Source organism: Mesorhizobium sp. B2-8-9 (genome assembly GCF_006439475.1).
Classification (GTDB): Bacteria; Pseudomonadota; Alphaproteobacteria; order Rhizobiales; family Rhizobiaceae; genus Mesorhizobium.
Map to the genome: position 1 here is coordinate 49,636 of NZ_VFTQ01000010.1, position 26,446 is coordinate 76,081.

The window sequence follows — 26,446 nt, forward strand, 5'->3', positions numbered from 1 at the left end:
TACCTAACATCTGGCGCTGCCGCCCGCCAGCGCAAGGAGCGCCCCCCAGTAACCGCCGCCATTGACGCGTCTCCATGCCGCCTTTAGCACTTCTCTCCCCCGGCGGGCGGAGAGAGGGATTCTCTGGTGATGGATTTTGGCGGAGGCGACGAGATCCGCTTCGAGCGGCTGGGCAGAGCGGGTTTGGTCACTTTGACCCGCCCCAAGGCTCTCAACGCCGTCACGCACAACATGGTCAAGGCGCTCGGCAGGGCGCTCGACGCCTGGGAGCAGGACACGGGCCTAGGTTTTGTCGTCGTCAAGGCCGAGGGCAGGGCGTTTTCCGCCGGCGGCGACATCCTGCATATCTACGAGGCCGGCCGCGCCGGCGAACCTCCGGTCGATTTCTTCGCCGACGAGTACCGGCTCAACGCCCGCATCGCGCGCTTCAAAAAACCTTATATCGCTTTGATCGACGGCATCGTCATGGGCGGCGGCGTCGGCATTTCCTTCCATGGCTCGCATCGCGTGCTGACCGAAAACGCGCAGTTCGCCATGCCGGAGGTCGGCATCGGCTTTTTCCCGGATGTCGGCGCCAGCCATTTGCTGCCGGATCTCGGCGGCTCTTTCGGCATGTATCTCGGGCTGACCGGAAATCGCATCCGCCACGGCGATGCGCTTTGGTCGGGGCTTGCCACGCACACCATCAAGGCGCAGGATCAGGCTGGGTTGCTCGACGAGCTGGCGACCAGCAACGATCCGGATGCCGAGCTGCGCAATTTCTCCGTCCCGGCAAAACGCGAGACGGAGCAGCAGGACCTGGATTCGATCGCACGCCATTTTTCGCAAAGCTCGCTTGCCGATATCATCGCCAGCCTCGAGGAGGCCGCCGCCGGCGATGCTTTCGCCGCCAGGACGCTTGCCACGATCAAGACCCGTTCGCCGACCAGCCTAAACGTCGCCTGGCGCGAGATCAGCGCTGACTCGACACTGTCGATGGACGAATGCATGAAGATGGAGTTCCGCATCCTCAATCGCATGCTTGCCGGCCATGATTTCTATGAAGGCATCCGCGCCGCCATCATCGAAAAAGGCTCGAAGCCCGAGTGGCGGCCCGCACGCCTGGATGAGGTCCGGACGGCCGACATCGACGCCTATTTCGCGCCGCTCGGGGACAAGGAGCTTGTCCTGTGAGCGAGGTCACCTCCAGGCGCGTGGTGCTTCAGCCCTCGACCACCGAGGTCATCTTCGCCTGGTTCCAGCGCGTCATCGCCGGCTACTGCCTGTTGTTCGGCATCCTCTATTGGATCCGCCTTATCGGCATTTATCCGGGCGAGATGTGGCGCTTCGACCTGATGCCGGTGCACTGGCAGGTGGCGGCGGCCATGCTCGCGGTGTTCTTTCCCTTCGCCGCCGCCGGCCTCTGGATGCTGGCATCGTGGGGGCCGGTGATCTGGTTCATCTGCGCCGCGACCGAGACGGTGATGTATGCCGGTTTCCCCGATCTCTTCGGCCACCGCCTGCTGATCGTGATCTCGCACGCCTGCGTGGCCTTGCTCTACATCGTCTTTCGCGTCACCATCTGGCTGCAGAAGCGCCGGCTCCGCCAATGAGCATGATGCCGAAAAGTGTGAAGCGGTTTTCGGACGACATCATGCGCCACCCATAAAGCCGGCCGAGGGCCGACCTTCGGAACCGGTTTCGCGGCCCCGTTTCACTGCAAGATCCATTGGCTAAATCTTTAGGTTAATTGTTCTTGCTCGGGTGACCGATCGTTAAGCGTCTTCCGAAACCTCTTACCGGTAAGCTCTTGTTAGCCCTGGCGTTTAAGTCGAATTTTATGAGTATTCGATAGTGTCGCGATCAAGGTGAAAAACAAAAAATCACCAAGGCGACAAACGAGAGGCAAAGACAATGATCAATTCGCGTCCGGCGGCGAAGACCGCAAACGTATCCGACGATCGCCGCGAGGCTATCCGCTCGCTTTACATGGAATCGCTGCAGCTGGTGGAGCGTCTGCACCGCCGCCTGCTTGACGTGATCAAGGACGAGTTCGACCGCAACGGCCGTTCCGACATCAACGCCATCCAGGCGCTGCTGCTCTTCAACATCGGCAACTCCGAGCTGACCGCCGGCGAGCTGCGCTCGCGTGGCTATTATCTCGGCTCCAACGTCTCCTACAATCTGAAGAAGCTGGTCGACCTCGGCTTCATCAACCACCAGCGTTCGCGCATCGACCGCCGTTCGGTCCGCGTCTCGCTGACGCCGAAGGGCAACGAGGTGGCCGACGTCGTCGCCGGCCTCTATGAGCGCCATGTCGGCTCGATCGAGGCGGTCGGCGGCATCAACACCGACGAGTTCAAGCAGATGAACCGCGCGCTGCAGCGGCTCGACCGCTTCTGGAACGATACGATCGCTTACCGGATGTGAGCGCTTCGCAATTGGGGACGGGAAAGCCGCGCCGAAGAAGCGCGACCGGGAGAAGAGTACGGGATCGGTGCTTGAAGCGCACCGGTCCTATCCTTTTGCGAAGGCGGGCATCTGCGGGAGTTTGACCGTCGCTCTGCGCATTGAAGCTCCGCGCCTGAAGGGCAGGGTGCTTACTTCGCAAGGACGCGCCAGCATCGCGCGATGCAAAAAAGCATCGCCGCCCTTCCTTTCACCTTGCCGCAGCAGGCAAATCGCGGGCCAAGGCCACGTTGCCGCCATAATCGCGGTCAATGCGGTTTGTGAGTGACGCTGCGGGCCTGTGCCTTGCGCTCCTTGGAACCTGCGTTGCGGCAGCGCGTTTCTGGCGGCCGACCGATGCGGGTCATGGTTGGCGAATTGTTAAGTTTGCCGCCCCTAGAGTGCGGACAAGCCGCCCGGCGAGCGATTGAGCGAGAGCGAATAGCCAAGAATGTCTGCCATGAGAACCAGCCGCCGTTTCTTCCTCACCGGAGCCTCCGCGCTTGCCGCCGCAATGGTCGCCGGCCAAGCGAGCGCCCAGGACGTGATCGGGGACATCCTGAAATCCTCGACCCGCGGCAATTGGGACGACCAGTTCGACGCCCGCGGCACCGACACCAACAAGGTCGCCTCGACGCTGCCGATCTTCAGCCTGCAGACGGTGGCCTTCACCGAGCAGGCGGTGGCGCAGTATCAGAACATCGTCTCCCAGGGCGGCTGGGAACAGGTTCCGGCGACCAAGAAATTGCAGCTCGGCGTCGACGATCCGGATGTCGTTCCGCTGCGCAAGCGCCTGATGGTCTCGGGCGACCTGCCGCAGAGCGCCGGCATTTCAACGGCCTTCGATTCCTATGTCGACTCGGCGGTAAAGCGCTTCCAGCTCCGTCATGGCCTGCCGGCCGACGGCGCCATGGGCAAATACACCTACGCCGCGATGAACGTGTCGGCGCAGGTCCGGCTCGGCCAGTTGCAGACCAATTTGCAGCGCCTGAAGGAAAAGGCCGGCACGCTGGGCGACCGTTACGTGCTGGTCGACATTCCGGGCGCCCAGGTCGAAGCCGTCGAGAACGACCGCGTCGTGCTGCGCCACACCGCGATCGTCGGCAAGATCGACCGCCAGACGCCAATCGTGAACTCGAAGATCAACGAGATCATCGTCAATCCGTACTGGAATGCGCCGGTCTCGATCGTGCGCAAGGACATCATTCCGCTGATGCGGAAGGACCCGAACTACCTCAAGGACAGCCACATCCGCCTGTTCGCGCCGGATGGCAGCGAGGTCGATCCGATGACCATCGACTGGTCGACGGACGACGCCGCGAAATACCGTTTCCGCCAGGATCCCGGCGCCGGCAACGCCATGGCCTCGGTCAAGATCAACTTCCCGAGCCCGGACGGCGTCTACATGCACGACACGCCGCAGCAGAGCCTGTTCGGCAAGCTGATGCGCTTCGATTCCTCCGGCTGCGTGCGTGTCCAGAACGTGCGCGACCTCGTCACCTGGATCCTGCGCGACACGCCCGGCTGGGACCGCCAGCATTTCGAGGCAGCGATCAAGACCGGCGAGAACACCCCGATAAATGTGGTCAACCCGGTGCCGGTTCACTTCCTCTATCTGTCGGCGTGGTCGACCGCCCCGGGCGTCGTGCAATTCCGCGACGACATCTACGGCCTCGACGGCGCCAGCGAGCTGCAGATCAGCTCCGCGCTTTAAGCATCCGATCTAAGAAGAAAAAGGCCGCTCTCGTAGCGGTCTTTTTGTTCAGGCCAGCCGCAACTGCCAGCAAGCGGAACGACAGCCTCGGTGCTGGACGGCGCGCCTTCAATTGCGCATGATCGGATTAAATCAGCGATCAAACCGGCTTCAGGCTTGCCGGCATCGAGGCCGAGCGCGCCGAACTGCGGGACGATGCTTCGCCGTGGCGACAGACGATGCTTCGCCGTGGCGACATCAACGACCATACGGCGCGCAAGCTGTTCACCGAAATCACCTTCTCAGAGGCGATGCTGAAGCCGCGAACCGCGCGATTAGCATCCGCCAGGCTTGGCTTGACGCAAACCGGCCAGCAAATTTCGCGCCCCAAACGTGGCGGGCCGAAAACAACTGTGTTAATGCGCGGCGACCTCGCAGACCTCCGGCCCCAAGGGAAAGCAAGCCATGTCAAATGCCGCGGCAGCCTCCACCAAATTCGAATCCTTCTTCGAGACCACGCTTGCCGATGCCGATCCGGAAATCTTCGGCTCCATCCGCAATGAGCTCGGCCGCCAGCGCCATGAGATCGAGCTGATCGCTTCCGAAAACATCGTGTCGCGCGCCGTGCTCGAGGCGCAAGGCTCGATCATGACCAACAAATATGCCGAGGGCTACCCGGGTAAGCGCTACTATGGCGGCTGCCAGTTCGTCGACGTGGCCGAGGAACTGGCCATCGAGCGCGCGAAGAAGCTGTTCGGCTGCAACTTCGCCAATGTCCAGCCGAATTCGGGCAGCCAGATGAACCAGGCAGTGTTCCTGGCGCTGCTGCAGCCCGGCGACACTTTCATGGGTCTCGACCTGAATTCGGGCGGCCATCTCACTCACGGCTCGCCGGTCAACATGAGCGGCAAGTGGTTCAAGGTCGTCTCCTACGGCGTGCGCAAGGACGATCACCTGCTCGATATGGACGCGATTGAGAAGACCGCGCATGAGACGAAGCCGAAGCTGATCCTCGCCGGCGGCACCGCCTATTCGCGCATCTGGGACTGGAAGCGTTTCCGCGAGATCGCCGATTCGATCGGCGCTTACCTCATGGTCGACATGGCGCATATCGCCGGTCTCGTCGCCGGCGGCATGCATCCGTCGCCGCTGCCCCACGCCCATGTCGTGACCACGACGACCCACAAGTCGCTGCGCGGCCCGCGCGGCGGCATGATCCTGTGCAATGACGAGGAAATCGCCAAGAAGATGAACTCGGCGGTGTTCCCGGGTCTGCAGGGCGGGCCGCTGATGCATGTCATCGCCGCCAAGGCGGTGGCGCTCGGCGAAGCGCTGAAGCCGAGCTTCAAGGCCTATGCCGAAAGCATCGTCGCCAATGCCAAGGCGCTGGCCTCCAGCTTGCAGGAGACTGGCCTCGACATCGTCTCGGGCGGCACCGACAATCACCTGATGCTGGTCGACCTTCGTCCGAAGAACGCCACCGGCAAGCGCGCGGAAGCAGCCCTTGGCCGCGCCAACATCACCTGCAACAAGAACGGCATCCCATTCGATCCGGAAAAGCCGTTCGTCACCTCTGGCGTGCGCCTCGGCACGCCGGCCGGCACCACGCGCGGCTTCGGCCAGGCCGAGTTCCGCGAGATCGGCAAGCTGATCGCCGAGGTGCTGGACGGGCTGAAGGTGGCGAATTCCGATGAGGGCAACGCGGCGGTCGAGGCCGCTGTGAAGGCCAAGGTCACGGCGCTGACCGACCGCTTCCCGCTCTATCCCTATCTCGGTTGACCGGGCGCCGCGCGTCATCTTTTATCCTGCGCTTGCGCCGCTCCTGTGGGCGGCGCGGCTTACTGGAGATCCGATGATGCGTACTTCCCGTCTCGCTGCGACTTTGCTTGGTCCGCTTGCCGCCTTCGCCGCCTCCGCCGCGATGTCTCAGGAAGAAACCAAGCCGAATGCTGATCTGCCCGCCACCAGCACTTTCGGCCGGTGGACCACCATCATCGATACGCTCGATACCGGCCAGGACGTGCACAAGACCTGCGCCGCCTCGACGGCCTTCCTCGACGGCGCCGGTAACGCAGGCTCCCTGACGCTGTCGATCTCGACCGGCGACGCGCTGCCGCCGGATGCCTATCCGGCCATCATGTTCATCATCGACAACAAGACCTTGCCGACCGGCGACAAGATCGCCGCGACCTTCGGCGACCCCGGCGTGAAGGTCGCCGCGACGGTCACCTCCAACGCCGCCGCCGGCGGCCGCCCGAGCTGGTTGGTCGACAACCAGGCCAAGACCAGCCTGGCCTTGCTGCGCGCCATGCGCAAGGTCACCTCGCTCGATGTGACTTTCGGCAAACAGGCCGTCGCCAGCATTCCGATGGATGGCTTCACCAAGGCTTATCGCAATCTCGGCACGTCCTGCGGGTTTTCGACCAAGGACGTCGCGCCCTGACGTTGCCGGCCTTGGCAGGGCGCTGGCAATTGTGCTTGCGCCTCGCTATCTCTGATAGGAAGGCTCCGCGCTTTGCCATAGCGGCAAAACAAACTAAGCCTTCCGGCATCCTACCGAATCGCCAAACCGAAAGCTTCCCATGCGCTGTCCCTATTGCCAGTCCGAAGATACGCAGGTGAAGGATTCGCGTCCGGCCGAGGATGGCGCCGCCATCCGCAGACGCCGCGTCTGCCCTGATTGCGGTGGTCGTTTTACCACCTTCGAGCGCGTGCAATTGCGTGACCTCGTGGTTATCAAGAAGTCCGGGCGCAAGGTGCCGTTCGACCGCGACAAGCTGCTGCGCTCGGTCGAGATCGCGGTGCGTAAGCGCAATGTCGATCCCGAGCGCATCGACCGCGCCGTCACCGGCATCGTGCGCCAGCTCGAAAGCTCCGGCGAAACCGAGGTTGCCTCGGGCGAGGTCGGCCGGCTGGTCATGGAGGCGCTGAAATCGCTCGATGACGTTGCCTATGTCCGCTTCGCCTCGGTCTACCGGAACTTCCGCGAGGCCAAGGATTTTCACGAGCTGTTGGGCGAATTGAAGGGCGACGAGGAGAAGACCGAAGAGGACGCCGGCTGATCATGGCGGGACCGCGACTGGACGAGGCCGCGCAGGCGGCCCTTGATCGCCGGTTCATGGCCGCGGCCATCAGGCTGTCGCGCCGCAATGCCGGCCGCACCTCAACCAACCCTTCCGTCGGCACCATTATCGTGCGCGACGACGGCGCCGGCCCGATGATCGTCGGCACCGGCGTGACGGCCGTGGGCGGCCGCCCCCATGCCGAAACCGAAGCGCTTGCCGAGGCCGGCGAGCTTGCACGCGGTGCTACGGCTTACGTCACTCTGGAGCCCTGCGCCCATCACGGCCGCACGCCGCCTTGCGCCAATGCGTTGGTCAATGCCGGCATAGCGCGCGTCGTCGGTGCGGCCAGCGATCCCGATCCGCGCGTCTCCGGCAAGGGCTACGCCATCCTGCGCACCGCCGGCGTCGAGGTGGCGGAGAGGGTGCTAGCCACCGAGGCCGCCGAGCAGATGGCTGGCTATCTGACTCGTTCTCTGAAAAAACGCCCGGAAGTGACTCTGAAGCTTGCGCTTTCGAGCGATGGCAAGATCGGCCGCAAAGGCGCCGGACAGGTCGCCATCACCGGCGAGATCGCCCGGCGCGACGTCTATCTGATGCGCGCCGAGGCCGACGCCATCCTGATCGGCATCGGCACCGCGCTGGAGGACGATCCGGCGCTGACCGTGCGCCTGCCCGGACTGGAGAACCGTTCGCCGGCGCGCATCGTCCTCGATCGCCAGATTCGGTTGCCGGAGACGTCGAGGCTGGTCTCGGGCGTCGACCGCGTGCCGCTCTATGTTGCTGCTTGCCCAGAGGCCGATGCGCACCGGCGGGCGTCGCTCGAACGCGCAGGCGTGCACTTCATCGGCACGGAAACCTATGAAAGCGAGATAGCCTTGCCGGAGTTGCTGGAGGATCTGGCGGCACTCGGCATGGCGAGCGTTTTGGTCGAAGGCGGCGCCAGGGTGGCCAAGGCCTTCCTGGAGGAAGACCTGGTCGACCGCATTGTTCTGTTCCAGGGGCGGGAGGCGATCGGCGAGGACGGTATTGCATCGCCCATCGACGCCGACCACATCCCGGCTGGATTTCGCAAGCTGCGTGACATGCGCTTCGGCGAGGACAGTTACGCCGAGTGGGTAAGACCATGAGCCCAAAAAGTGGGAACCGGTTTTTGGATCAGATCACGGTCAATACGAAAGACGCTTTCTGATGTTTACGGGAATTGTGACTGATGTTGGTACGGTTGCGAGCGTGAAGCCGCTCGCCGAAGGCATCGGCCTGCGCATCGACACCGCCTATGATCCAGAAACGATCGCGATCGGCGCTTCGATTTCCTGCGGCGGCGTCTGCCTCACCGTCACGGCGCTGCCCGAGCATGGCTCCAACGCGCGCTGGTTCGAGGTCGAGGCCTGGGAGGAAGCGCTCAGGCTGACCACCGCGTCGAGCTGGAAATCCGGCACCCGGATCAATCTGGAACGGGCACTGAAGATCGGCGATGAGCTCGGCGGCCATATCGTTTCCGGCCATGTCGACGGCACCGCCGAGATCGTCGAGCGCAAGGAAGAGGGCGATGCCGTGCGCTTCACGCTGGAAGCGCCGCGCAATCTGGCGAAGTTCATCGCGCCCAAAGGGTCGGTCGCGCTCGACGGCACCTCGCTTACCGTCAACAAGGTCGAAGCGACCCGCTTCGACGTGCTCCTCATCGATCATTCGCTGAGCGTCACCACCTGGGGCGAGCGCCAGGCCGGCGACCGCGTCAACATCGAGATCGACACCATGGCGCGTTACGCGGCGCGCCTGGCGGAGGCCGCGAAAGAAGGGCTTTGATGGATCCCAAAGGAGCTGAAGAGACCGTCGAGCGCTGGCAGATGACTCTCGACGCGTTGGCGGATGTCGTTGCCGGCAGAGTGATAAAACACCAGGAAGTCGAGGCTTGGGTCAAAAGCCTGGTGGATCGCGCGGATCTCGCAACGCGTCAGCCTGAATAGGTCACAGAACGTCGCGCCGCAGCATCTTCCGCTTGCGGTCAACACGGCTTCGGCCTAAGTCACCGGCAACCCCCCGGAGACTTTTATGGCTGGCACATCCCAACACGGCAAAGCGTTCATTCGCCCGAAGGCGAAGGCGCATCTGCTCATTGTCGAAGCGCGCTTTCACGACGATCTCGCCGACGCCCTGCTCGAAGGCGCGACCGGCGCGCTCGATGAGGCCGGCGCCACCTATGACGTGGTGACGGTTCCCGGCTCGCTCGAAATACCGGCCGTTATAACCTTCGCGCTCGATGGAGCGGCCGAAGGTGGCACGCATTACGACGGTTTTGTTGCGCTCGGCACCGTCGTCCGTGGCGACACCTATCATTTCGATATCGTCGCTAATGAATCGAGCCGCGCGCTGATGGACCTTTCGGTGCAGGAGGCGATCGCGATCGGCAACGGCATCCTGACGACCGAGAACGATGCGCAGGCATGGGCGCGCGCGCGGAAGACGGAAGGCGACAAGGGCGGCTTCGCGGCGCGCGCGGCGCTGACCATGATCGCGCTCAAAGAGAAATTCGGAGCCCAATCGTGACCGATCCCGCCTCGACCGGTGCGGTGCGCCACGCCAACAAGCGCGGCGCCGCCCGTCTTGCCGCCGTCCAGGCGCTCTATCAGATGGATGTGGCCGGCAGCGGCGTCTTCGAGATCACGGCCGAATACGAAGCCTTCCGCCTCGGCAAGGAAGTCGACGGCGCGCTCTATCGCGAGGCCGACGCGCAATGGTTCCGCGCCATCCTGACCGGCGTCGTCGAGAACCAGAAGACCATCGATCCCGTCATCCGCCAGGCGCTGACCGAGGACTGGCCGCTGTCGCGGCTGGATTCGACGCTACGCGCCATCCTTCGCGCCGGCGTCTACGAATTGATGAAGCGCGAGGACGTGCCGGTGGCCGTGATCGTCTCCGAATATGTCGACATCGCCAAGGCATTTTACGAGGAAGACGAGCCGAAGCTGGTGAACGCCGTACTGGATCGCGTTTCGCGCCGGGTTCGCGGCGAGGGACGCGGCAAGGACGCTTCGTGACAACCGCAACGGCCGCGGTCGCCGAGACCGGCAGGGAAGGGCGTCGCACGGCGGTGCTGCTTGCCGCAGCGCAGGCGATCGTCGGTTCGGCCGCGCCGATCGCCATTTCGCTGGGCGCGCTCGCCGGGCAATATCTGCTCGGTCCAGACAAGTCGCTCGCGACGGCGCCGGTCACCGGTTTCAATATTGGCGTGGCGCTGGGAGCCTTGCCGGCCGCCGCCATCATCCGCCGGCTCGGCCATCGCGGCGGCTTCATGACAGGCACTATCGTCACCGCGCTCGGTGGCCTGGTCGCGACGCTCGCGCTCTTCCAGGCAAGTTTCTGGCTGTTCGCCTTCGGCCTCTGCGTCATTGGCGTCGGCGGCGCTTTCGTCCAGCAATTCCGCTTCGCGGCCGCCGACAATGCGCCGCCGGAATTCAAGGCGCGCGCCATCTCCTTCGTGCTGGCGGGCGGCATCATCACCGCCGTCCTCGGGCCGCAGATCGTCATCTACACGCGCGAATTGCTGGCTCCGGTAATGTTTGCCGGGTCCTTCGCCTCGATCCTGCCCCTGGCGGCGGTTGGCGCGCTCATCCTGTCGTTCCTGCGGGTTTCCTCCCGGACCGGCGCCGTCACTGAAACCGCTGCAAGCGATGCCCGCCCGTTGATTGAAATTGTCGCCCAGCCGCGTTTCGTCGCCGCGTTGTTCTGCACCGTCGGCAGCTACGCGCTGATGAGCTTCGTCATGACCGGCGCGCCGCTCGCCATGGTCGGCTGCGGCCTGTCGGAAGACAATGCCACGCTTGGCATTTCGTGGCACGTCATGGCCATGTTCGGGCCAAGCTTCTTCACCGGTACGCTGATCCATCGCTTCGGCGCCGAGCGCATCGTCGCCACTGGCCTTGTCCTGCTGATCGGCTGTGCTGCCGTGGCGCTTTCCGGCCTGGCGCTCTGGCAGTTTTGGACGGCGCTGATCCTGCTCGGGCTCGGCTGGAATTTCGGTTTCATCGGTGCCACCGCAATGGTCGCGGCCAGCTACCGGCCCTCCGAGAAGAGCAAGGTCCAGGGTTTCCACGACTTTGCCCTGTTCGGCTCCGTCGCATTCGCTTCGCTGATGTCGGGCGCGATTTACAACGCCTGGGGTTGGACCATGTTGAACTGGATCGTCTTCCCTGTCGTCGCGCTCTGCTTCCTGGCGCTCGGCACGTTGAAGTTGGTGGGTGCTCCCAAATCTTGAAGAAGGCGCCCGACCAGCTCTTCCGGCCTCTCGAACAACCGGCCTGAACGACCGGCGTCAGGCATCCGGGGGGAGCACCTGCAGGACCCGCGCGATGAACATGTGGAACTCCTGCATATAGTTGCGCAGGAATGTCTCTGTTGACGCCACCGTCACCTCGCCATCGTCGGTGATCAGCCCCGGGGTGAACTGAATGTAGGCTTCGGGCGAGTTCATCTGGGGCGCGTTGCAGAAGCTGAGCACGCTGCGCAGGCTCTGTTGGGCGACCGCGGTTGCGATCGCGCCCGGCGATGTTCCGATGACGGCAGTCGGTTTGCGGGCAAAGGAGTTCTTGCCGTAGGGCCGGCTGGCCCAGTCGATTGCATTCTTCAGGCCGCCGGGGATCGATCGGTTGTACTCCGGCGTGACGAAAAGCACCGCCTGGACGGATGCGATGGCTTTCTTGAACTCCAGGGCGACAGGCGGGAAGGCGGCGTCATAGTCGTAGCTGTAGAGCGGCAGGTCCTTGAAGGGGATTTCCGTCATCTCAAGTTCCGGCGGCGCCAGTTTGACGAGAGCCTTCGCAAGCTTGCGGTTGATGGAGCCCTTGGCGAGGCTGCCGATGAGGTAGCCGACTTTGTGCTTGGCCATGACACACTCCTTTTTGGCCGCCGACCCGCCTTTCCCAATATTTCGCAAAACGGGGTAAGCCGCCAGCCGGCCTTAGGTCGGCATCGCGCTATGTCGGGTGGAACCGCGCTTTTGTGGGATCGAACAAAATTATTGCGCCTGTCCCCCAAGTTATGAAACCGTGTACCCCGACTGCCTGTTATAGCCGTGCTCATATGCAGCCACCGATCAATCGGTTCACAGCAAGGGATTCCACAATGTTTTCAATCGGAAAGCTCGCCGTAGCAGCCATTGCGCTCGGCCTTGCCACTGCCTCGGCCAGCGCTCAGGTGGTCGTCTCCTCGAAGATTGATACCGAAGGCGGGGTGCTGGGCAATATCATCCAGCTCGTGCTCAACGCCAACAACATCAAGACGACCGACCGGATCCAGCTCGGCGCGACGCCCGTGGTGCGCAAGGCGATCGCCGCTGGCGAGATCGACATCTATCCCGAATATACCGGCAATGCCGCCTTCTTCTTCCAGAAGGCAGACGATCCGGTCTGGAAGGACGCCGCCAAGGGCTACGAAACCGCCAAGAAGCTCGACTATGATGCCAACAAGATCGTCTGGCTATCGCCGTCGCCGGCCAACAACACTTGGGCGATCGCGCTGCGCAAGGAAGTGGCCGACGAGAACAAGCTCGTCACCTTGACCGACTTCGGCAAATACGTCGCGGGCGGCGGCAAGGTTGTGCTGGCGGCCTCCGCCGAGTTCGTCAATTCGGCGGCGGCGCTCCCGGCCTTCCAGACGACATACGGCTTCACGCTGAAGCCGGACCAGCTGATCACGCTCTCCGGTGGCGATACCGCGGCGACCATCGCAGCCGCCGCCAACCAGACCAACGGCGCCAACGCCGCCATGGTCTATGGTACCGATGGCGGCATCCAGCCTTCCGGCCTCGTCGTGCTCGAGGACGACAAGGCTGTGCAGCCCGTCTATCAGCCCGCACCGATCATCCGGGAAGAGGTCCTGAAGCAGCATCCCGAGATCGAGACGCTGCTGAAGCCGGTCTTCGCCAAGCTCGATCTCGTCACGTTGCAGGGGCTCAACGGCCGCGTTCAGCTGGGCGGCGAGCCGGCGAAGGGGGTCGCGGAGGATTTTTTGAAGAAGAACGGGTTTTTGAAGTAAGATAAGCCCGCCTTGAAAAGCGAGAAGTCGTTGCGAGGCGCCCCCCTCTGTCCTGCCGGACATCTCCCCCTCAAGGGGGGAGATTGGCTGTTGCTGCGCCTCGCTCCCTTCTCCGGCCTTGGTGATTGGCGAAGGCCCTCGCGACATCTGATCTCCCCCCTAGAGAGGGAGATGGCCGGTAGGCCAGAGGGGGGCGCCTCGCGCAAACGCGCGTCATGACCCTGCGCCTCGACAAGCTCGGCGTCGTCATTGCCGCGATCGTGGCCTACGCCGCGTTCCTCGCCCCGTTCGCCACGTTCCGCGCCAACCGTATCGTGCCGGGGCAGGCGCGCTCGATCCTGGAAGCGCTGCCGTCCATGCTTGGCATGCTATTGCTGGCGATAGTGACAGGGGCCGCGATCGTCGCCCTGCTCAGGACGCCGCTTTTGCTCAGGCTGATCGCCGGCGTCGTGGCGCTGGTCGCGCTATCGGTCCTGATCGGTGTTGCCGGCGGTTTTCTGACGCCCACCGGCAACACCTTCGCTCGCGTCTCGCCGGCTTCGGGTTTCTGGCTGCTGATCTTTGCCTTCACCTTGCTCCTCGCCGATGTGCTGACCAGGCTGAACCTGTCGCCCAGGGCGCGCGTCGGCGTGCTGGTGCTGGCCGCTTTAGCCATTGCCGCACTGCTCGTTTCGGGACGTTGGGACAGTCTTTCCATCCTCAAGGAATATGCAGGCCGCGCCGACAGTTTCTGGGCCGAAGCTTCCAAGCACGTCACGCTGGCGCTTGGTTCGCTGGCCGGCGCGGTCGTGGTCGGGATACCGCTCGGCATCTTGTGCCATCGCGTCGAGAAGCTGCGGGCAGGGGTGCTCAACGTGCTCAACATCATCCAGACCATTCCGTCGATCGCGCTCTTTGGCCTGCTGATCGCGCCGCTCGGCTGGGTCGCCCTGCACGTGCCGGGTGCCGCCGCGGTCGGCATCAGGGGCATCGGCACCGCGCCGGCCTTTGTCGCGCTGTTCCTCTATTCGCTGCTGCCGGTGGTGGCCAACACCGTGGTGGGACTCGCCGGCGTGCCACGCGCCGCCAACGACGCCGCGCGCGGCATGGGCATGACCGATCGCCAGCGCCTCTTCGATGTCGAGTTCCCGCTCGCCTTTCCGGTGATCCTGACCGGCATCCGCATCGTGCTTGTTCAGAACATCGGGCTTGCCACTATCGCCGCGCTGATCGGCGGCGGCGGCTTCGGCGTGTTCGTTTTCCAGGGTGTCGGCCAGACGGCCATGGATCTGGTGCTGCTCGGCGCGCTGCCGACCGTGGCGCTGGCCTTTGCTGCGGCGATCATCCTCGACGCGGTCATCGAGATGACCGCCACCAAGCGCAGGGTTGAAACGGCATGATCGAAATCGAAGGCATCACCAAGCGCTATGACGAGACGACGGTGGTCGACAATGTTTCGATGGTCATCGAGCCTCGAACCGTCGCCACCATCGTCGGCACGTCGGGGTCCGGCAAGACGACGCTGCTCAGGATGATCAACCGGCTGGTCGAGCCGACCGCGGGCGTGATCAAGCTCGACGGCGCCGACAACCGCTCGCTGCCCGGCTATCAGCTGCGCCGCAGCATCGGCTACGCCATCCAGGGGCATGGCCTGTTTCCACACCGCACGGTAGCGCAGAACATCGCCACCGTGCCGTTGCTGCTCGGTTGGGACCGAGACCGCATCAAGGCGCGCGTCGACGAGTTGATGACGCTCTACCAGCTCGACCCGGAGGCTTACGGGCCGCGTTACCCGCACGAGCTTTCCGGCGGCCAGCAGCAGCGCGTCGGCGTTGCCCGCGCTTTAGCCGCCGAGCCCAACGTGCTTTTGATGGATGAACCCTTCGGCGCGCTCGACCCGATCATTCGCACCAAGGCGCAGGAGGATCTGCTGACGATCCAGAAGCGCTTCGGCACCACCATCATCCTCGTCACCCACGACATGGAAGAAGCGGTGCATCTGGGCGACAAAATAGCCGTCATGGATGCGGGCAAGCTGGTGCAATACGCAAAGCCGGCGGAGATTCTGGCCAGGCCTGCGAACGGCTTCGTCGAGACACTGGTCGGCGCCAGCGAAAGGCCGTTCCGGCTGCTGTCGCTGGGGCCAGTGCGCGACGCCGTGGAGCCCGGCAGTGCCGAAGGCGAGGCGATCCGCGGCGAAGCCACGCAGCGCGACGCCCTGGCCGAGCTGTTGTGGTCAGGACGCCCGGCGCTGCCGGTGAAAGGCGCCGACGGCAAGCTGCTCGGTCGGGTCACCATCGAAGGCCTGGTGAAACGCGCGGCGAGGCCGCAATGAAAGCCTGGCTGCCCGCGCTGTTGAGGCTGGCTGTCCTGGTGCTGCTGGTGGTCTTCATCACCGCCCCCGGCTGGTTTGAACCGCTGTTGAAACCCCTGACCGAGAATGGCGCGCCGGCGATCTACAACCAGGGCAGCCTGCTGACGCTGACATTGCAGCATCTTAGGATCGTGCTGATCGCGACGGTGGCGGCGACGACCATCGCGATGGGTTTAGCCATCCTGGTCACCAGGCCGGCGGGCGCCGAGTTCCTGCCCTTGTCGCGCAGCCTGGTCAATATCGGCCAGACCTTCCCGCCCGTTGCCGTGCTGGCGCTTGCCGTGCCGGCCGTCGGCTTCGGCGAAAAGCCGACGCTGATCGCGCTCTTCCTCTACGGCCTGCTGCCGATCTTCGAGAATGCGCTGACGGCGCTCACCACGCTGCCCGGCAACGTGATGGAAGCGGCGCGCGGCGCAGGCATGACCGGCTGGCAAAGGCTGATGAAGGTCGAGCTGCCGCTGAGCGCCCCGGTGATCCTCGGCGGCATCCGGCTCTCGGTGGTCATCAGCCTCGCCACCGCGACCATCGGCTCAACGGTTGCCGCCAAGACGCTCGGCGAGGTGATAATCGCCGGCCTGATCTCGAACAACCTTGCCTTCGTGCTGCAGGGCGGCCTGATCGTCGCGGCGCTTGCCGTGCTGATCTATGACGGCCTGTCGGCGATCGAACGCTACGCCGCGCGGCGTATGGGGCAGGGGGCGGAGTAGCTGGTTGGCCGGCAGTACCCGGCGTCATTTCAATCGATCTAATTCGAAGCCTGCGCCGACACAGCTATTGGCACCATCGTCTTTTGGGCGAAAGCCGGGCAAAAACCGAACAATATCTTGACGTTCCAAGCCCTGTTTCGCATACACCCCAGCCAAGGGGTGGATTCCGCATGCGGCATCCATCTCCGTTCCAACGGCCCAGGGAGGGGTTCTTTTGGGCCATCAATCGAGGAAAATCCGGCAATGACCATCATTACCGCCGTCATCGCCTGCGGCCTGCTGTCAGTTCTGTACGCCATCTGGGCGACACGTTCGGTCCTTGCGTCCGATCAGGGCAATCAGCGCATGCAGGAAATCTCCGCCGCCATCCGCGAAGGCGCCCAGGCTTACCTGGCGCGCCAGTACACGACCATCGCGATCGTCGGCATCGTCGTTCTCCTGCTTGCCTGGTGGCTGCTTTCGATCACCGCCGCCATCGGCTTCCTGATCGGCGCGGTGCTCTCGGGTGCCGCCGGTTTCATCGGCATGCATGTCTCGGTGCGCGCCAATGTGCGAACCGCGCAAGCCGCTTCGAATAGCCTCGCCGCCGGCCTCGACATCGCCTTCAAGTCAGGCGCCATCACCGGCATGCTGGTCGCGGGCCTGGCGCTGCTTGGCGTCTCGATCTACTACTTCATCCTGACCGGCCCGATGGGCCTGCAGCCGAACGACCGCGTCGTCATCGATTCGCTCGTCGCGCTCGGCTTCGGCGCCTCGCTGATCTCGATCTTCGCCCGTCTCGGCGGCGGCATCTTCACCAAGGGTGCGGATGTCGGCGGCGATCTCGTCGGCAAGGTCGAGGCCGGTATCCCCGAAGACGATCCGCGCAACCCGGCCACCATCGCCGACAATGTCGGCGACAATGTCGGCGATTGCGCCGGCATGGCCGCCGATCTGTTCGAGACCTATGCGGTGACCGTCGTCGCCACCATGGTGCTCGCCGCCATCTTCTTCGGCGGTACCGCGATGCTGGGGGCCGCGATGCTCTATCCGCTGGCCATCTGCGGCGCCTGCATCCTGACCTCGATCGTCGGCACCTTCTTCGTCAAGCTGGGTTCCAACGGCTCGATCATGGGCGCGCTCTACAAGGGCCTGATCGTCACCGGCCTGCTGTCGATCGTCGGCCTCGCCGCCGCTACATCGGCCACGCTCGGCTGGGGCGAGGTCGGCACCGTCGCCGGCATCGTCATCACCGGCAAGAACCTGTTCATCTGCGGCCTGATCGGCTTGGCGGTGACCGGCTTGATCGTCGTGATCACGGAATACTACACCGGCACCAACAAGCGTCCGGTGAACTCGATCGCTCAGGCGTCGGTGACCGGCCACGGCACCAACGTCATCCAGGGCCTCGCGGTCTCGCTGGAATCGACGGCGCTGCCGGCCATCGTCATCGTCGGCGGCATCATCGCCACCTATCAGCTCGGCGGCCTTTTCGGCACAGCGATCGCGGTCACCACCATGCTCGGGCTGGCCGGCATGATCGTGGCGCTCGACGCTTTCGGCCCGGTCACCGACAATGCCGGCGGCATCGCCGAAATGGCCGGCCTGCCCAAGGAAGTGCGCCACTCGACCGATGCGCTCGACGCCGTCGGCAACACCACCAAGGCCGTCACCAAGGGCTATGCCATCGGCTCGGCCGGCCTCGGCGCGCTGGTGCTGTTCGCTGCCTACTCGAACGATCTCAGGTTCTTTGCCGCCAATGGCGATAAGTACCCCTACTTCCAGGGCATGGGCGAGATCTCGTTCGATCTCTCCAACCCGTATGTCGTCGCCGGCCTCATCTTCGGCGGTCTGATCCCCTATCTGTTCGGCGGTATCGCGATGACCGCCGTCGGTCGCGCCGCCGGCTCGATCGTCGAGGAAGTGCGCAAGCAGTTCCGCGAGGACAAGGGCATCATGGCCGGCACCTCGAAGCCGAACTACGCACGCGCCGTCGACATCCTGACCAGGGCGGCGATCCGGGAAATGATCGTCCCGTCGCTGCTCCCGGTGCTTGCGCCGCTCGTCGTCTATTTCGGCGTGCTGCTGATCTCCGGCTCCAAGGCCTCGGCCTTCGCGGCGCTCGGCGCCTCCCTGCTCGGCGTCATCGTCAACGGCCTCTTCGTTGCCATCTCGATGACGTCCGGCGGCGGCGCCTGGGACAACGCCAAGAAGTCGTTCGAGGACGGCTTTACCGACAAGGACGGCGTCAAGCACCTGAAGGGTTCGGAAGCACACAAGGCCTCGGTCACCGGCGACACCGTCGGCGATCCCTACAAGGACACCGCCGGCCCGGCCGTCAACCCGGCGATCAAGATCACCAACATCGTCGCGCTGCTTCTGCTCGCCGTGCTCGCGCACGGCTGATTGCGGCTATTCCACGACAAAGCCCGCGGGAGCGATCCCGCGGGCTTTGTGTTTCGGCATGAAATCACGCATTCCGGGGCACTCAACCGGCTTCCGGCCTTTCGCCGCCACGGCGATAGCGGGCCAGCAACGCGTTGGCGTCTGGTTCTCGTTCGGGCATCGGCGGCAAGCCGCGTGTCCTGCGCAACATGGCAATGAACGCGCCGCGGCGATATTGGCGACGGAAGGACCGCGCCCGCGGATGTATGCCAAGCATCGCCAGAAGCCTGCGTTTGAGATAGCGGAAGCGCTTGAGGGGGGTGGGTTCCTCGGCGTTGCCGAGAATCCTGACCCGCAACGCGTCTGGAGCATCCATCGCGTCCATCAGTTCTTCCTGTTCCCGCGCCGTATCTCGCGCGTAGCTGCCTTCGCGCTTGCCCGAATGCAGCATGAGCACGGTCAGATGGGGCATTGTCGCAATCACCGCACCCTTGCGCCAGGCACGGAACAGCCAGTCCTGGGAACTCTCGCAAACGCACTGGCTGGCTGGGCGCCATGGCCCAAGCCCTGGCAGCGATGCGCGCCGGATCATTTGCGCGGAGCCGAATCCGACAGTGGTAACTGGGTCATAGAAGCCGTCCCGGCCCATTCCGAGGATCATATGCCTGGAGCCTTTGCTCGCGGACGACTCGATGACTGCACCTCGGGCGATCACCACATCGGCACCGGTGGCGTCGATCCAGCCGCACATGGACGCCAGATGGTCGGGAAACCACAGGTCGTCATGGTTCAAGATGGCGACGAAGCGGCCGCGGGCCCGGGCAAAGCCGATATTGTTCGGACCCGACTGCTCGCCGAAGTTCACGGGAAGGTCGATATAGCAGATGCGGGCGTCTTCGAATGCAGCGACCATGGCCGCGGTGTCAGGGCGGCACGCATCGCCGATGACTATGGCCTCCCAGTCCTGCAGGGTCTGACCAATGAGGCTCTTCAGGGCTTGATGCAGCACCGCCGGACGATTGTGCGTCGCCATCACGATCGAGACCAGCGGTTCGATCGGTCCGATTGGCGCGCCTTGACCGCCCTTTTCCACACTACACCAGCTTGTAGGGGATTTGTTCCGTATCGGGCGGCAGGCGCCAATGGTCGGGCGCGTCATAGGCGTAAGCCTTGTCGACAAGGTTGAGCAGCAACGCTGTCTCCGGTCCGAGGGCGACGACACCGTGCCAGACGCCGGGCGGAATGGTGACGATTGCCGGTCGCGAGGCGCCGACGATCTTGTGCCAGACCGTGCCGAAACTGGGCGAAGCCTTGCGCCCGTCGAAAAGCGATATCCGCACGCTGCCGGCGCAGCAGAACAGGCGGTCGAGAGTCGCCGCATGTGCGTGCCAGCCCGTCACTGCGCCCGGATACATGGTGCGCTGAAACACTTGCCCGACCGGCGATTGATCGAGAGCCCATTCTTCGCGAAAGATCTCGGTCAGGTAGCCGTTGGAAGTCGCGACGGGTCTGATTTCCTTGAATGTGACGCCCTCGATCGGCGGCGCATCGACGGCAAGCCAGTCCGGCGTCACCGTCTGTTGGTCAGGCGTGCCGGTGGCCATCCAGCCCTGCGGTACGGTACGATCGTTGTTGCTCATATCCAGCCCCCCGGAAATCGCCAAAGCGTCATACGTGGCTATGCGGGCATAGGCAAGCGCAGTCGGACGGTCGCCGGCAGGCGACGAAAGACCGTCAATCGAAGTCTTTCGTTCAATCAGGTTGCCGGGCGAGCGAACTCAGGGCGTACCGCCGCTACCGCCGCCGGGAATGCCGGGCGCCAGCTTGCTGGCGCCGCTGATGACCTGGCTCAGGAAGTTCTGGTCCTTGCCGCCGGTCGGCGTCGTCCGCGAGATGAAGTCGAAGACCTTGCCGTCCTTGAGACCGTAATTGGCGATCTGGGTGACGCGGCCGTCAGCGCCGAAATAGACCGCCAGTACGTGCTGGTCGATGATGCGCGGGTTGTCGAAGGCGACATAGCGCTTGCGCGTTTGCGAGATGTAGTAGAAGGCCTCGTTGTCGAAGGTCGCCGTCGTCGACGGCGTGCCCAGCGCCAGAAGCACCTGCTCGCGGCTCGATCCGACCGGCACCGAATCGATCGCCTGCTGGTCGATGACGTAGCCTTTCGTCAGCGTCTCGCTCGGATGGAGATCTCCGAACATCTTGGACGAATTGCAGGCGGAAAGCGCTGACACCATTACCAGCAGCGAAGCCGCGCCCACTGGGGCGGGCGCAAAGAACGACTTGAATTTCAGCGCACCCAACAACAAATCTCCATCACATCCCCGCAACTTGCGCTGGGCCGCAAAACCGGTAAACCAGCTTGCATGCCGATGCAACAAGGCCAAATCAAACAACAGGTCCCCGGGAGACCGCCCTCAATGTTCCAGCGCCTTTTTGGCCGCGAACGCAATGCCAACCGCGCTATCACCGACGCGCTCTACGCACAAATCGTGGCGGCGGCGCGGCAAACGGTGTTTTATTCCGACTGGAATGTGCCGGATACGCCGCTCGGCCGCTTCGAGATGCTGTCGCTGCACATGTATCTCGTCCAGCACCGGCTGCATGGCGAACAAGGCGTTGCCGCCGAGGTCGCGCAAGTGCTGATCGACGAGTTCTTCCTCGATGTCGAGCATTCGCTGCGCGAACTTGGCATTGGCGATGTCGGCGTGCCCAAACGCATGAAGAAGCTGGCAAAGATGTTTTACGGCCGTACGGCTGCCTATGACGAGGCGCTCAAGGAAGACGATCGGGTGGCGCTTGCGGCGGCGCTCGCCCGCAACGTCAGGCCGGACTCCGGCCCCTGGCCGCAGGCGCCGCTGCTGGCGGACTATGTCTGCGAGGCCTCGCACAAGCTTGCCGCCCAGCCGACCGAATCGATCGCTGCCGGCACCGCCGCGTTCCCGGCGGCGGGGGCAGCGTGAAGGAGGCCGACATGAAAGACGCCGAACTGCGCAGCCCGGTATCCTTCGTCGCCAATGTCGCGCGCCTGCCGCAAAAGGGCTTGCCTGTCCTTGTCGAGGCCGATGAGCGCCAGCGCGAGGCGCTTGCCGCCGACTATGATTTGCTTTCGGTCGAGAGCTATCGCGCCGAACTGCTTGTGGTTCCCTGGAAGCGCAATGGCGTCAAGGTCACCGGTCGCGTCGCGGCCGACATCACGCAAGCCTGCATCGTCACCCTGGATCCGGTCGCCGCGCATATCGACGAGCTCGTCGAGGCGCTGTTTCTGCCCGAGCAGTCGAAGCTTGGGCGCGAAGGTTTCGAAGGCGGCGGCGAGATCGTCCTCGACGCCGACGGGCCGGACAGTCCGGAGACATTTTCCGGCGACACCATCGATGTCGGCGGGCTGGCCGAACAGTTTTTCGGTCTGGCTATCGACCCTTATCCGCGCAAGTTGGGAGCCTCGCTCGACGTTGCCGGCGACGATCAGACCGAGGAAAGCGAATTCCAAAAAAAGCTGCGTTCGCTGCTTGGGAAATCCTGAGGGTGGTCCGGATTTTGGAAAAGTTGGTTGTGCGCAGGCACAAAACCGTTATTTTCGCCGAACCTTCGCGAGGCCCCTTACCTCGGCAGGCGTCCGCCGCAAGCCAGGCAAACCGTGAGAAAAGCACTACGTGATCAGGATTTCCATCGATGCCATGGGCGGCGATCACGGACCAAGCGTGGTCATCCCGGCGCTGATGACCGTCGCCATCCGCCGCCCTGACATCCGCTTCGTCGTCTATGGCCGCGAGGACGTGGTGCGCCCAGAGCTCGCCAAGTTCCCGAAACTCGCCGAGATATGCGAGTTCGTCCATTGCGAGATCGCCGTGCGCATGGATGACAAGCCGAGCCAGGCGCTTCGCCACGGCCGCTGGAAGTCGTCGATGTGGAAGGCCGTCGAAGCGGTCAAGAACGGCGGCGCGCAGGCCTGCGTCTCGGCCGGCAACACCGGCGCGCTGATGGCGATGTCGAAATTCTGCCTGCGCACGATGGCCACCATCGACCGCCCGGCGATCGCGGCGCTCTGGCCGACGACGCGCGGCGAAAGCGTGGTGCTCGACGTCGGCGCCACCATCGGCGCGGATGCGCACCAGCTTATCGATTTCGCCATTCTGGGTACCGGCATGGCGCGCTCGGTGTTTGGCGTCGAGCGGCCGAGCGTCGGTCTGCTCAATGTCGGCGTCGAGGAGATCAAGGGCCAGGAAGAGGTCAAGGAAGCCGGCCGCATGTTGCGCGAGGCCAACATGGCCTCGATGAATTATCGCGGCTTCGTCGAGGGCGACGATATCGGCAAGGGCACGGTCGACGTGGTGGTCACCGAGGGCTTCGCCGGCAACATCGCGCTCAAGACCGCCGAGGGCACTGCAAGGCAGATCGCCGGCTATCTGCGTGCCGCCATGAGCCGCACGCTCATGGCCAAGATCGGCTACGTCTTCGCCAAGGGCGCCTTCGACAGGCTGCGCGAGAAAATGGATGTCGGTCGCTCCAATGGTGGCGTCTTCCTGGGGTTGAACGGCATCGTCGTGAAGAGCCATGGCGGCGCCGATTCGGACGGATTCGCGGCCGCCATCGAGCTCGGCTACGATATGGTACGCAACAATCTGCTTGACCGGATCGAGGCCGACCTCGATCTGTTCCATGCGCGCAACCCGACCGCGCAGGCAAACAGGAAGTCCGGCGTCGCCGACGCCGAGGAATAGGAAAGAGCCTTGATCAGATCAGTCGTGCGCGGCAACGGTGCCGCGCTGCCCCGCCGCATCATGAAGAATGCCGACTTCGAAGGCATGGTCGAGACCTCCGACGAGTGGATCGTCCAGCGCACCGGCATTCGCCAGCGCCACGTCGCCGCCGACGACGAGACGACTGCCTCGCTTGGAGAGGATGCGGCGCGGGCCGCGCTCGACAGCGCCGGCATGACGCCGGCCGATATCGATCTCATCATCCTGGCGACCTCGACGCCCAACAACACGTTTCCGGCGACGGCTGTCGAAATCCAGAACCGGCTCGGCATGCATCACGGCTTTGCCTTCGACATGCAAGCCGTGTGCTCTGGCTTCGTTTACGCCGTTGCCACTGCCGATCTCTATATCCGCGGCGGCCTGGCCAAACGCGTCCTGGTGATCGGCTCGGAGACATTCTCGCGCATCCTCGACTGGAGCGACCGCTCGACCTGTGTGCTGTTCGGCGACGGCGCCGGCGCGCTGGTTCTCGAAGCGGAAGACGGAGCCGGCGCCATCACCGATCGCGGCGTGCTGGCCGCGAGCCTGCGCTCCGACGGCGTGCACAAGGACAAGCTCTTCGTCGACGGAGGTCCTTCGACCACGGGAACCGTCGGCCATCTGAGGATGGAAGGCCGTGAAGTGTTCAAGCATGCCGTCGGCATGATCACCGACGTCATCGAAGCGACCTTCAGCGAGGCCGGCATAACGGCCGAGGACCTCGACTGGTTCGTGCCGCATCAGGCCAATAAACGGATTATTGACGCTTCCGCCAAGAAGCTCGGGATTGCCGAGCAGAAAGTGGTGGTCACTGTCGATTTACACGGTAACACCTCGGCTGCTTCGGTGCCGCTCGCTTTGTCGGTGGCCGTCGCCGACGGTCGCATCAAGAAGGGCGACCTGGTTCTTCTCGAGGCGATGGGTGGAGGCTTCACCTGGGGCGCGGTGTTGCTCCGCTGGTAAGTGCCGAACTCGCCGGTTCGGTCCTTGACCTTGCCGGATCAATTACTTAGGCTCAGCCTTTGCCTGTATCGATTTACGTTTTTGCGAGCAGATGGGACGGTCGCATGGGGGGAAAGACACTTACGCGTGCCGACCTTGCTGAAGCCGTTTACCGGAAGGTTGGTTTGTCGCGAACGGAATCGGCGGAACTCGTCGAGGCTGTGCTGGACGAAATCTGCGAAGCCATCGTTCGCGGTGAGACGGTCAAGCTGTCATCCTTCGCCACCTTCCATGTCCGCTCCAAGAACGAGCGCATCGGCCGCAATCCCAAGACGGGCGAGGAAGTGCCGATCTTGCCGCGCCGGGTGATGACGTTCAAGTCCTCGAACGTGCTCAAGAACCGGATCCTGCGTTCGCATCAGAACAGCAAGGGCAAGGGCGGCAAGTAGTTTGCTGGCGAATGCGGTTGAAAACCGCCGGTGGTTTTCAAGCTGGGCTTGAATATCGTTTCATAAATCGCTGAAATAAGGCGCGATTCGGCACCATGCCAGGATCGTGGTCCAGTGTGGAGGATTGGCCCATGGACAAGAGCCCCGATGCTTTCCGCACCATCAGCGAAGTCGCGGAAGATCTTGACCTGCCGCAGCACGTGCTGCGTTTCTGGGAGACCCGCTTCACCCAGATCAAGCCGATGAAGCGTGGCGGCGGCCGGCGCTACTACCGGCCGCAAGACGTCGAGCTCATCAAGGGCATCCGGCATATGCTCTACGATCAGGGCTATACGATCAAAGGCGTGCAGAAGCTGTTGCGCGAGAACGGCAACCATTTCCTGGTCGCCATCGGCAATGGCGACATGGCCGCGGTGGAGGCCATCGCCCAGCGCCGCCAGGCCGAGCAGGTGCCGCTGACGGCGGCCGCGCAGCCGCGCGGCGACGAGGACGCGCTGGTCGGCCAGCCGAAAGTGAAGCCCAGCCGCCGTTTCTTCGGCCTCGGCAAGAGCGACGACGAAGGTCCGGTTCAACCCGACTCGTCGAGATTGTCGCGTGACAATCGCGCCTTGCTGCAGGAGGCGCTGTTCGACTTGCTGGAATGCAAGCGCCTGCTCGACCAGGTTCGTTGAACGGTCATCTCCGACTTGACGGTGCTCGGTCGGTCGGTCGGCCGGAACGGGCTCTTCGCCCGTGCGTTAGGCCTTCTCGAAGAGAAGGACAACAAGCATGGCATCGTTTTCGACCCTCTCCGACGTTGATATCGACAAGCAGGTCGCGGCACTTTCGCGACAACTGCACGACCTAAAGAAGGTTCTGGCCAGGCGCGGTGACGCCTATTACGAGGATGGCCGCGAGGCGGCGTCCGACTATTATTCGCAACTTGCCGATCGCCTCCACGAGGCGCTTCCGGCAATAAGGCGCAGGGGCAGGGCGATCGAGCGCACGGCGCGCGATCATCCGGCGACGGCCGCCGCCGTCGGGCTGGTTGTGGTCGGACTGCTTGCCGGCCTTTTGATCGGCCGGCGCTGATCGATCGACGGGATATAAACAGAAATGGCGGCCGTCCTCGACGGCCGCCATTTCCATGCCGCTACAGGTGATCAGTTCGCAAGCTTGAGCCGCGTCTTCGGGTCGACCTTCATGACCTGGCTGCACTTGCCGTAGACGGTGCCGTTCTTGTCGGTGGCATCGGTATAGGTGCCTTTGCAATCCAGCTGCAGCACCAGGCAAGAACCATGGCCCTTACAGACCGCGCCGCCGTCGCCGGTCGGATGCGTGCCAGCAAAAGCCGGAGCCGAGACCGAGCCGAAAGCCGAGACGACAAGAGCCGCGGCCAGGGTGATACGCTTGAAGTTGGTCATTTGAGCATTTCCTTCCATTGGTTTTGGGGTCGCCGTCCTGGCGTCCCGTTGGGGTGAGGAGCACCTCGCGGCGCCCACGACCGCTTGGTGCTGCGGCCAACGGAAAGGTTCATATGATGCGCGATTTTTTTCATTTGACCGGCGATATCGGCGGATTGGGAAGGCCCGGCGCGGCTCCCCTCGGTGCGCGCCACGCATCCGGCGCACGGCACCCGACATGGAGGCGGCTCACTCCGCGATGCCGCCGCCTCAGATAGGCCGAGTGTTCAAG

The 26,446-nt window shown here is 63.9% G+C and carries 31 protein-coding genes; 25 read left to right on the top strand and 6 right to left on the bottom strand.

From position 1 onward, the window contains the following. Positions 1–129: 129 nt before the first annotated feature. The 4 genes from FJ423_RS14410 to FJ423_RS14425 all read left to right on the top strand — a co-directional run bounded on the left by FJ423_RS14410 (position 130) and on the right by FJ423_RS14425 (position 4,141). The gene (locus FJ423_RS14410) at positions 130–1,173 is read left to right on the top strand and encodes an enoyl-CoA hydratase/isomerase family protein (RefSeq protein ID WP_140842676.1); all 1,044 of its coding nucleotides are present in this window, start codon (positions 130–132) and stop codon (positions 1,171–1,173) included. After that, on the top strand, positions 1,170–1,592 hold the full coding sequence (locus tag FJ423_RS14415; protein ID WP_140842678.1) for a DUF6163 family protein: 423 nt from the start codon (positions 1,170–1,172) through the stop codon (positions 1,590–1,592). The genes FJ423_RS14410 and FJ423_RS14415 overlap by 4 nt, the downstream gene beginning before the upstream one ends. A 301-nt stretch (positions 1,593–1,893) precedes the next feature. Beyond that, positions 1,894–2,409, top strand: coding sequence for a MarR family winged helix-turn-helix transcriptional regulator (locus FJ423_RS14420; RefSeq protein WP_040983294.1), 516 nt, complete (start codon positions 1,894–1,896; stop codon positions 2,407–2,409). Between the two features lie 478 nt (positions 2,410–2,887). Continuing rightward, positions 2,888–4,141 (top strand): L,D-transpeptidase family protein, encoded by a 1,254-nt coding sequence (locus FJ423_RS14425; RefSeq protein ID WP_140842680.1) that lies wholly within the window; start codon positions 2,888–2,890, stop codon positions 4,139–4,141. Here FJ423_RS14425 and FJ423_RS14430 read toward each other — a convergent pair. Beyond that, positions 4,138–4,389 (bottom strand): hypothetical protein, encoded by a 252-nt coding sequence (locus FJ423_RS14430; protein ID WP_140842682.1) that lies wholly within the window; start codon positions 4,387–4,389, stop codon positions 4,138–4,140. The genes FJ423_RS14425 and FJ423_RS14430 overlap by 4 nt on opposite strands. 196 nt (positions 4,390–4,585) lie before the next feature. On the opposite strand from FJ423_RS14430, the gene glyA reads away from it, so the two are divergent. The 9 genes from glyA (at position 4,586) to FJ423_RS14475 (ending at position 11,440) form a co-directional block, all read left to right on the top strand. Beyond that, positions 4,586–5,899, top strand: coding sequence for a serine hydroxymethyltransferase (gene glyA, locus FJ423_RS14435; RefSeq protein ID WP_140842684.1), 1,314 nt, complete (start codon positions 4,586–4,588; stop codon positions 5,897–5,899). A gap of 73 nt (positions 5,900–5,972) precedes the next feature. Then, on the top strand, positions 5,973–6,563 hold the full coding sequence (locus tag FJ423_RS14440) for a hypothetical protein (protein WP_246680167.1): 591 nt from the start codon (positions 5,973–5,975) through the stop codon (positions 6,561–6,563). A gap of 139 nt (positions 6,564–6,702) precedes the next feature. After that, positions 6,703–7,182, top strand: a complete 480-nt coding sequence (gene nrdR / locus FJ423_RS14445) for a transcriptional regulator NrdR (RefSeq protein ID WP_059184872.1) — start codon at positions 6,703–6,705, stop codon at positions 7,180–7,182. Positions 7,183–7,184: 2 nt separating this feature from the next. Further along, positions 7,185–8,312 (top strand): bifunctional diaminohydroxyphosphoribosylaminopyrimidine deaminase/5-amino-6-(5-phosphoribosylamino)uracil reductase RibD, encoded by a 1,128-nt coding sequence (ribD, locus tag FJ423_RS14450; RefSeq protein WP_181174798.1) that lies wholly within the window; start codon positions 7,185–7,187, stop codon positions 8,310–8,312. A 61-nt stretch (positions 8,313–8,373) separates the two neighbouring features. Continuing rightward, on the top strand, positions 8,374–8,991 hold the full coding sequence (locus FJ423_RS14455; RefSeq protein WP_140842687.1) for a riboflavin synthase: 618 nt from the start codon (positions 8,374–8,376) through the stop codon (positions 8,989–8,991). Beyond that, complete coding sequence (locus tag FJ423_RS14460) at positions 8,991–9,152, top strand: CopG family transcriptional regulator (protein ID WP_140842689.1); 162 nt, start codon at positions 8,991–8,993, stop codon at positions 9,150–9,152. The genes FJ423_RS14455 and FJ423_RS14460 overlap by 1 nt, the downstream gene beginning before the upstream one ends. Positions 9,153–9,237: 85 nt before the next feature. Next, positions 9,238–9,732: a 6,7-dimethyl-8-ribityllumazine synthase gene (gene ribH, locus FJ423_RS14465; protein WP_140641425.1), complete on the top strand. Its 495-nt coding sequence runs from the start codon at positions 9,238–9,240 to the stop codon at positions 9,730–9,732. Next, complete coding sequence (gene nusB, locus FJ423_RS14470; protein WP_095767684.1) at positions 9,729–10,223, top strand: transcription antitermination factor NusB; 495 nt, start codon at positions 9,729–9,731, stop codon at positions 10,221–10,223. The genes ribH and nusB overlap by 4 nt, the downstream gene beginning before the upstream one ends. Further along, a complete protein-coding gene (locus FJ423_RS14475) occupies positions 10,220–11,440 on the top strand; it encodes an MFS transporter (protein WP_140842691.1) in 1,221 nt (406 codons plus the stop codon). Before nusB ends, FJ423_RS14475 begins: the two co-directional genes overlap by 4 nt. Before the next feature lie 57 nt (positions 11,441–11,497). On the opposite strand, the gene FJ423_RS14480 is transcribed toward FJ423_RS14475, so the two are convergent. After that, positions 11,498–12,070 (bottom strand): NADPH-dependent FMN reductase, encoded by a 573-nt coding sequence (locus FJ423_RS14480; RefSeq protein ID WP_095767682.1) that lies wholly within the window; start codon positions 12,068–12,070, stop codon positions 11,498–11,500. A 236-nt stretch (positions 12,071–12,306) separates the two neighbouring features. On the opposite strand from FJ423_RS14480, the gene FJ423_RS14485 reads away from it, so the two are divergent. The 5 genes from FJ423_RS14485 (at position 12,307) to FJ423_RS14510 (ending at position 18,663) form a co-directional block, all read left to right on the top strand. Then, positions 12,307–13,218 carry an ABC transporter substrate-binding protein gene (locus tag FJ423_RS14485; RefSeq protein ID WP_140842693.1) on the top strand — a complete coding sequence of 304 codons (912 nt, stop codon included), beginning with the start codon at positions 12,307–12,309 and terminating at the stop codon, positions 13,216–13,218. Between the two features lie 215 nt (positions 13,219–13,433). Next, the gene (locus FJ423_RS14495; RefSeq protein ID WP_140842698.1) at positions 13,434–14,597 is read left to right on the top strand and encodes an ABC transporter permease; all 1,164 of its coding nucleotides are present in this window, start codon (positions 13,434–13,436) and stop codon (positions 14,595–14,597) included. After that, positions 14,594–15,532: an ABC transporter ATP-binding protein gene (locus tag FJ423_RS14500; RefSeq protein ID WP_140842700.1), complete on the top strand. Its 939-nt coding sequence runs from the start codon at positions 14,594–14,596 to the stop codon at positions 15,530–15,532. Before FJ423_RS14495 ends, FJ423_RS14500 begins: the two co-directional genes overlap by 4 nt. Next, positions 15,529–16,278, top strand: a complete 750-nt coding sequence (locus FJ423_RS14505) for an ABC transporter permease (RefSeq protein ID WP_140842702.1) — start codon at positions 15,529–15,531, stop codon at positions 16,276–16,278. Before FJ423_RS14500 ends, FJ423_RS14505 begins: the two co-directional genes overlap by 4 nt. Positions 16,279–16,521: 243 nt before the next feature. Further along, complete coding sequence (locus FJ423_RS14510) at positions 16,522–18,663, top strand: sodium-translocating pyrophosphatase (protein ID WP_140842705.1); 2,142 nt, start codon at positions 16,522–16,524, stop codon at positions 18,661–18,663. Positions 18,664–18,745: 82 nt separating this feature from the next. On the opposite strand, the gene FJ423_RS14515 is transcribed toward FJ423_RS14510, so the two are convergent. The 3 genes from FJ423_RS14515 to FJ423_RS14525 all read right to left on the bottom strand — a co-directional run bounded on the left by FJ423_RS14515 (position 18,746) and on the right by FJ423_RS14525 (position 20,945). Then, positions 18,746–19,735: a glycosyltransferase family 2 protein gene (locus FJ423_RS14515; RefSeq protein WP_246680168.1), complete on the bottom strand. Its 990-nt coding sequence runs from the start codon at positions 19,733–19,735 to the stop codon at positions 18,746–18,748. Between the two features lies 1 nt (position 19,736). Beyond that, entirely contained in the window at positions 19,737–20,282 is a 546-nt protein-coding gene (locus tag FJ423_RS14520; protein WP_181174799.1) for a dTDP-4-dehydrorhamnose 3,5-epimerase family protein, read from the bottom strand. Positions 20,283–20,420: 138 nt separating this feature from the next. After that, the gene (locus FJ423_RS14525; protein ID WP_095767674.1) at positions 20,421–20,945 is read right to left on the bottom strand and encodes an outer membrane protein assembly factor BamE; all 525 of its coding nucleotides are present in this window, start codon (positions 20,943–20,945) and stop codon (positions 20,421–20,423) included. A gap of 117 nt (positions 20,946–21,062) precedes the next feature. Here FJ423_RS14525 and FJ423_RS14530 point away from each other — a divergent pair, with 117 nt between their 5' ends. The 7 genes from FJ423_RS14530 (at position 21,063) to FJ423_RS14560 (ending at position 25,843) form a co-directional block, all read left to right on the top strand. After that, a complete protein-coding gene (locus FJ423_RS14530) occupies positions 21,063–21,605 on the top strand; it encodes a ubiquinol-cytochrome C chaperone family protein (protein ID WP_140842710.1) in 543 nt (180 codons plus the stop codon). Positions 21,606–21,616: 11 nt separating this feature from the next. Next, positions 21,617–22,165, top strand: coding sequence for a DUF177 domain-containing protein (locus FJ423_RS14535; protein ID WP_140842714.1), 549 nt, complete (start codon positions 21,617–21,619; stop codon positions 22,163–22,165). 130 nt (positions 22,166–22,295) lie between these two features. After that, positions 22,296–23,363, top strand: coding sequence for a phosphate acyltransferase PlsX (gene plsX / locus FJ423_RS14540; RefSeq protein ID WP_095767672.1), 1,068 nt, complete (start codon positions 22,296–22,298; stop codon positions 23,361–23,363). A 9-nt stretch (positions 23,364–23,372) separates the two neighbouring features. Next, positions 23,373–24,344, top strand: a complete 972-nt coding sequence (locus tag FJ423_RS14545) for a beta-ketoacyl-ACP synthase III (RefSeq protein WP_095767671.1) — start codon at positions 23,373–23,375, stop codon at positions 24,342–24,344. A gap of 104 nt (positions 24,345–24,448) precedes the next feature. Then, on the top strand, positions 24,449–24,772 hold the full coding sequence (locus tag FJ423_RS14550; protein WP_040983242.1) for an integration host factor subunit alpha: 324 nt from the start codon (positions 24,449–24,451) through the stop codon (positions 24,770–24,772). Between the two features lie 131 nt (positions 24,773–24,903). Further along, complete coding sequence (locus FJ423_RS14555) at positions 24,904–25,443, top strand: MerR family transcriptional regulator (protein ID WP_140842716.1); 540 nt, start codon at positions 24,904–24,906, stop codon at positions 25,441–25,443. A 97-nt stretch (positions 25,444–25,540) separates the two neighbouring features. After that, positions 25,541–25,843 (top strand): DUF883 family protein, encoded by a 303-nt coding sequence (locus tag FJ423_RS14560; RefSeq protein WP_095767669.1) that lies wholly within the window; start codon positions 25,541–25,543, stop codon positions 25,841–25,843. Between the two features lie 71 nt (positions 25,844–25,914). On the opposite strand, the gene FJ423_RS14565 is transcribed toward FJ423_RS14560, so the two are convergent. Further along, positions 25,915–26,175 carry a hypothetical protein gene (locus FJ423_RS14565; RefSeq protein ID WP_095767668.1) on the bottom strand — a complete coding sequence of 87 codons (261 nt, stop codon included), beginning with the start codon at positions 26,173–26,175 and terminating at the stop codon, positions 25,915–25,917. Positions 26,176–26,446 lie beyond the last annotated feature (271 nt).

Excerpts from the sequence above, each read along its gene's own strand:
- FJ423_RS14425 (WP_140842680.1), top strand. The coding sequence starts at position 2,888 with ATGAGAACCAGCCGCCGTTTCTTCCTCACCGGAGCCTCCGCGCTTGCC.
- glyA (WP_140842684.1), top strand. The coding sequence starts at position 4,586 with ATGTCAAATGCCGCGGCAGCCTCCACCAAATTCGAATCCTTCTTCGAG.
- FJ423_RS14565 (WP_095767668.1), bottom strand. The coding sequence starts at position 26,175 with ATGACCAACTTCAAGCGTATCACCCTGGCCGCGGCTCTTGTCGTCTCG.
- FJ423_RS14530 (WP_140842710.1), top strand. The coding sequence starts at position 21,063 with ATGTTCCAGCGCCTTTTTGGCCGCGAACGCAATGCCAACCGCGCTATC.
- FJ423_RS14420 (WP_040983294.1), top strand. The coding sequence starts at position 1,894 with ATGATCAATTCGCGTCCGGCGGCGAAGACCGCAAACGTATCCGACGAT.
- FJ423_RS14500 (WP_140842700.1), top strand. The coding sequence starts at position 14,594 with ATGATCGAAATCGAAGGCATCACCAAGCGCTATGACGAGACGACGGTG.
- ribH (WP_140641425.1), top strand. The coding sequence starts at position 9,238 with ATGGCTGGCACATCCCAACACGGCAAAGCGTTCATTCGCCCGAAGGCG.
- FJ423_RS14505 (WP_140842702.1), top strand. The coding sequence starts at position 15,529 with ATGAAAGCCTGGCTGCCCGCGCTGTTGAGGCTGGCTGTCCTGGTGCTG.
- ribD (WP_181174798.1), top strand. The coding sequence starts at position 7,185 with ATGGCGGGACCGCGACTGGACGAGGCCGCGCAGGCGGCCCTTGATCGC.
- FJ423_RS14410 (WP_140842676.1), top strand. The coding sequence starts at position 130 with ATGGATTTTGGCGGAGGCGACGAGATCCGCTTCGAGCGGCTGGGCAGA.
- FJ423_RS14550 (WP_040983242.1), top strand. The coding sequence starts at position 24,449 with ATGGGGGGAAAGACACTTACGCGTGCCGACCTTGCTGAAGCCGTTTAC.
- FJ423_RS14455 (WP_140842687.1), top strand. The coding sequence starts at position 8,374 with ATGTTTACGGGAATTGTGACTGATGTTGGTACGGTTGCGAGCGTGAAG.
- FJ423_RS14480 (WP_095767682.1), bottom strand. The coding sequence starts at position 12,070 with ATGGCCAAGCACAAAGTCGGCTACCTCATCGGCAGCCTCGCCAAGGGC.
- FJ423_RS14485 (WP_140842693.1), top strand. The coding sequence starts at position 12,307 with ATGTTTTCAATCGGAAAGCTCGCCGTAGCAGCCATTGCGCTCGGCCTT.
- FJ423_RS14555 (WP_140842716.1), top strand. The coding sequence starts at position 24,904 with ATGGACAAGAGCCCCGATGCTTTCCGCACCATCAGCGAAGTCGCGGAA.
- FJ423_RS14510 (WP_140842705.1), top strand. The coding sequence starts at position 16,522 with ATGACCATCATTACCGCCGTCATCGCCTGCGGCCTGCTGTCAGTTCTG.
- FJ423_RS14460 (WP_140842689.1), top strand. The coding sequence starts at position 8,991 with ATGGATCCCAAAGGAGCTGAAGAGACCGTCGAGCGCTGGCAGATGACT.
- FJ423_RS14440 (WP_246680167.1), top strand. The coding sequence starts at position 5,973 with ATGATGCGTACTTCCCGTCTCGCTGCGACTTTGCTTGGTCCGCTTGCC.
- FJ423_RS14560 (WP_095767669.1), top strand. The coding sequence starts at position 25,541 with ATGGCATCGTTTTCGACCCTCTCCGACGTTGATATCGACAAGCAGGTC.
- nrdR (WP_059184872.1), top strand. The coding sequence starts at position 6,703 with ATGCGCTGTCCCTATTGCCAGTCCGAAGATACGCAGGTGAAGGATTCG.
- FJ423_RS14520 (WP_181174799.1), bottom strand. The coding sequence starts at position 20,282 with ATGAGCAACAACGATCGTACCGTACCGCAGGGCTGGATGGCCACCGGC.
- FJ423_RS14430 (WP_140842682.1), bottom strand. The coding sequence starts at position 4,389 with ATGGTCGTTGATGTCGCCACGGCGAAGCATCGTCTGTCGCCACGGCGA.
- FJ423_RS14495 (WP_140842698.1), top strand. The coding sequence starts at position 13,434 with ATGACCCTGCGCCTCGACAAGCTCGGCGTCGTCATTGCCGCGATCGTG.
- FJ423_RS14535 (WP_140842714.1), top strand. The coding sequence starts at position 21,617 with ATGAAAGACGCCGAACTGCGCAGCCCGGTATCCTTCGTCGCCAATGTC.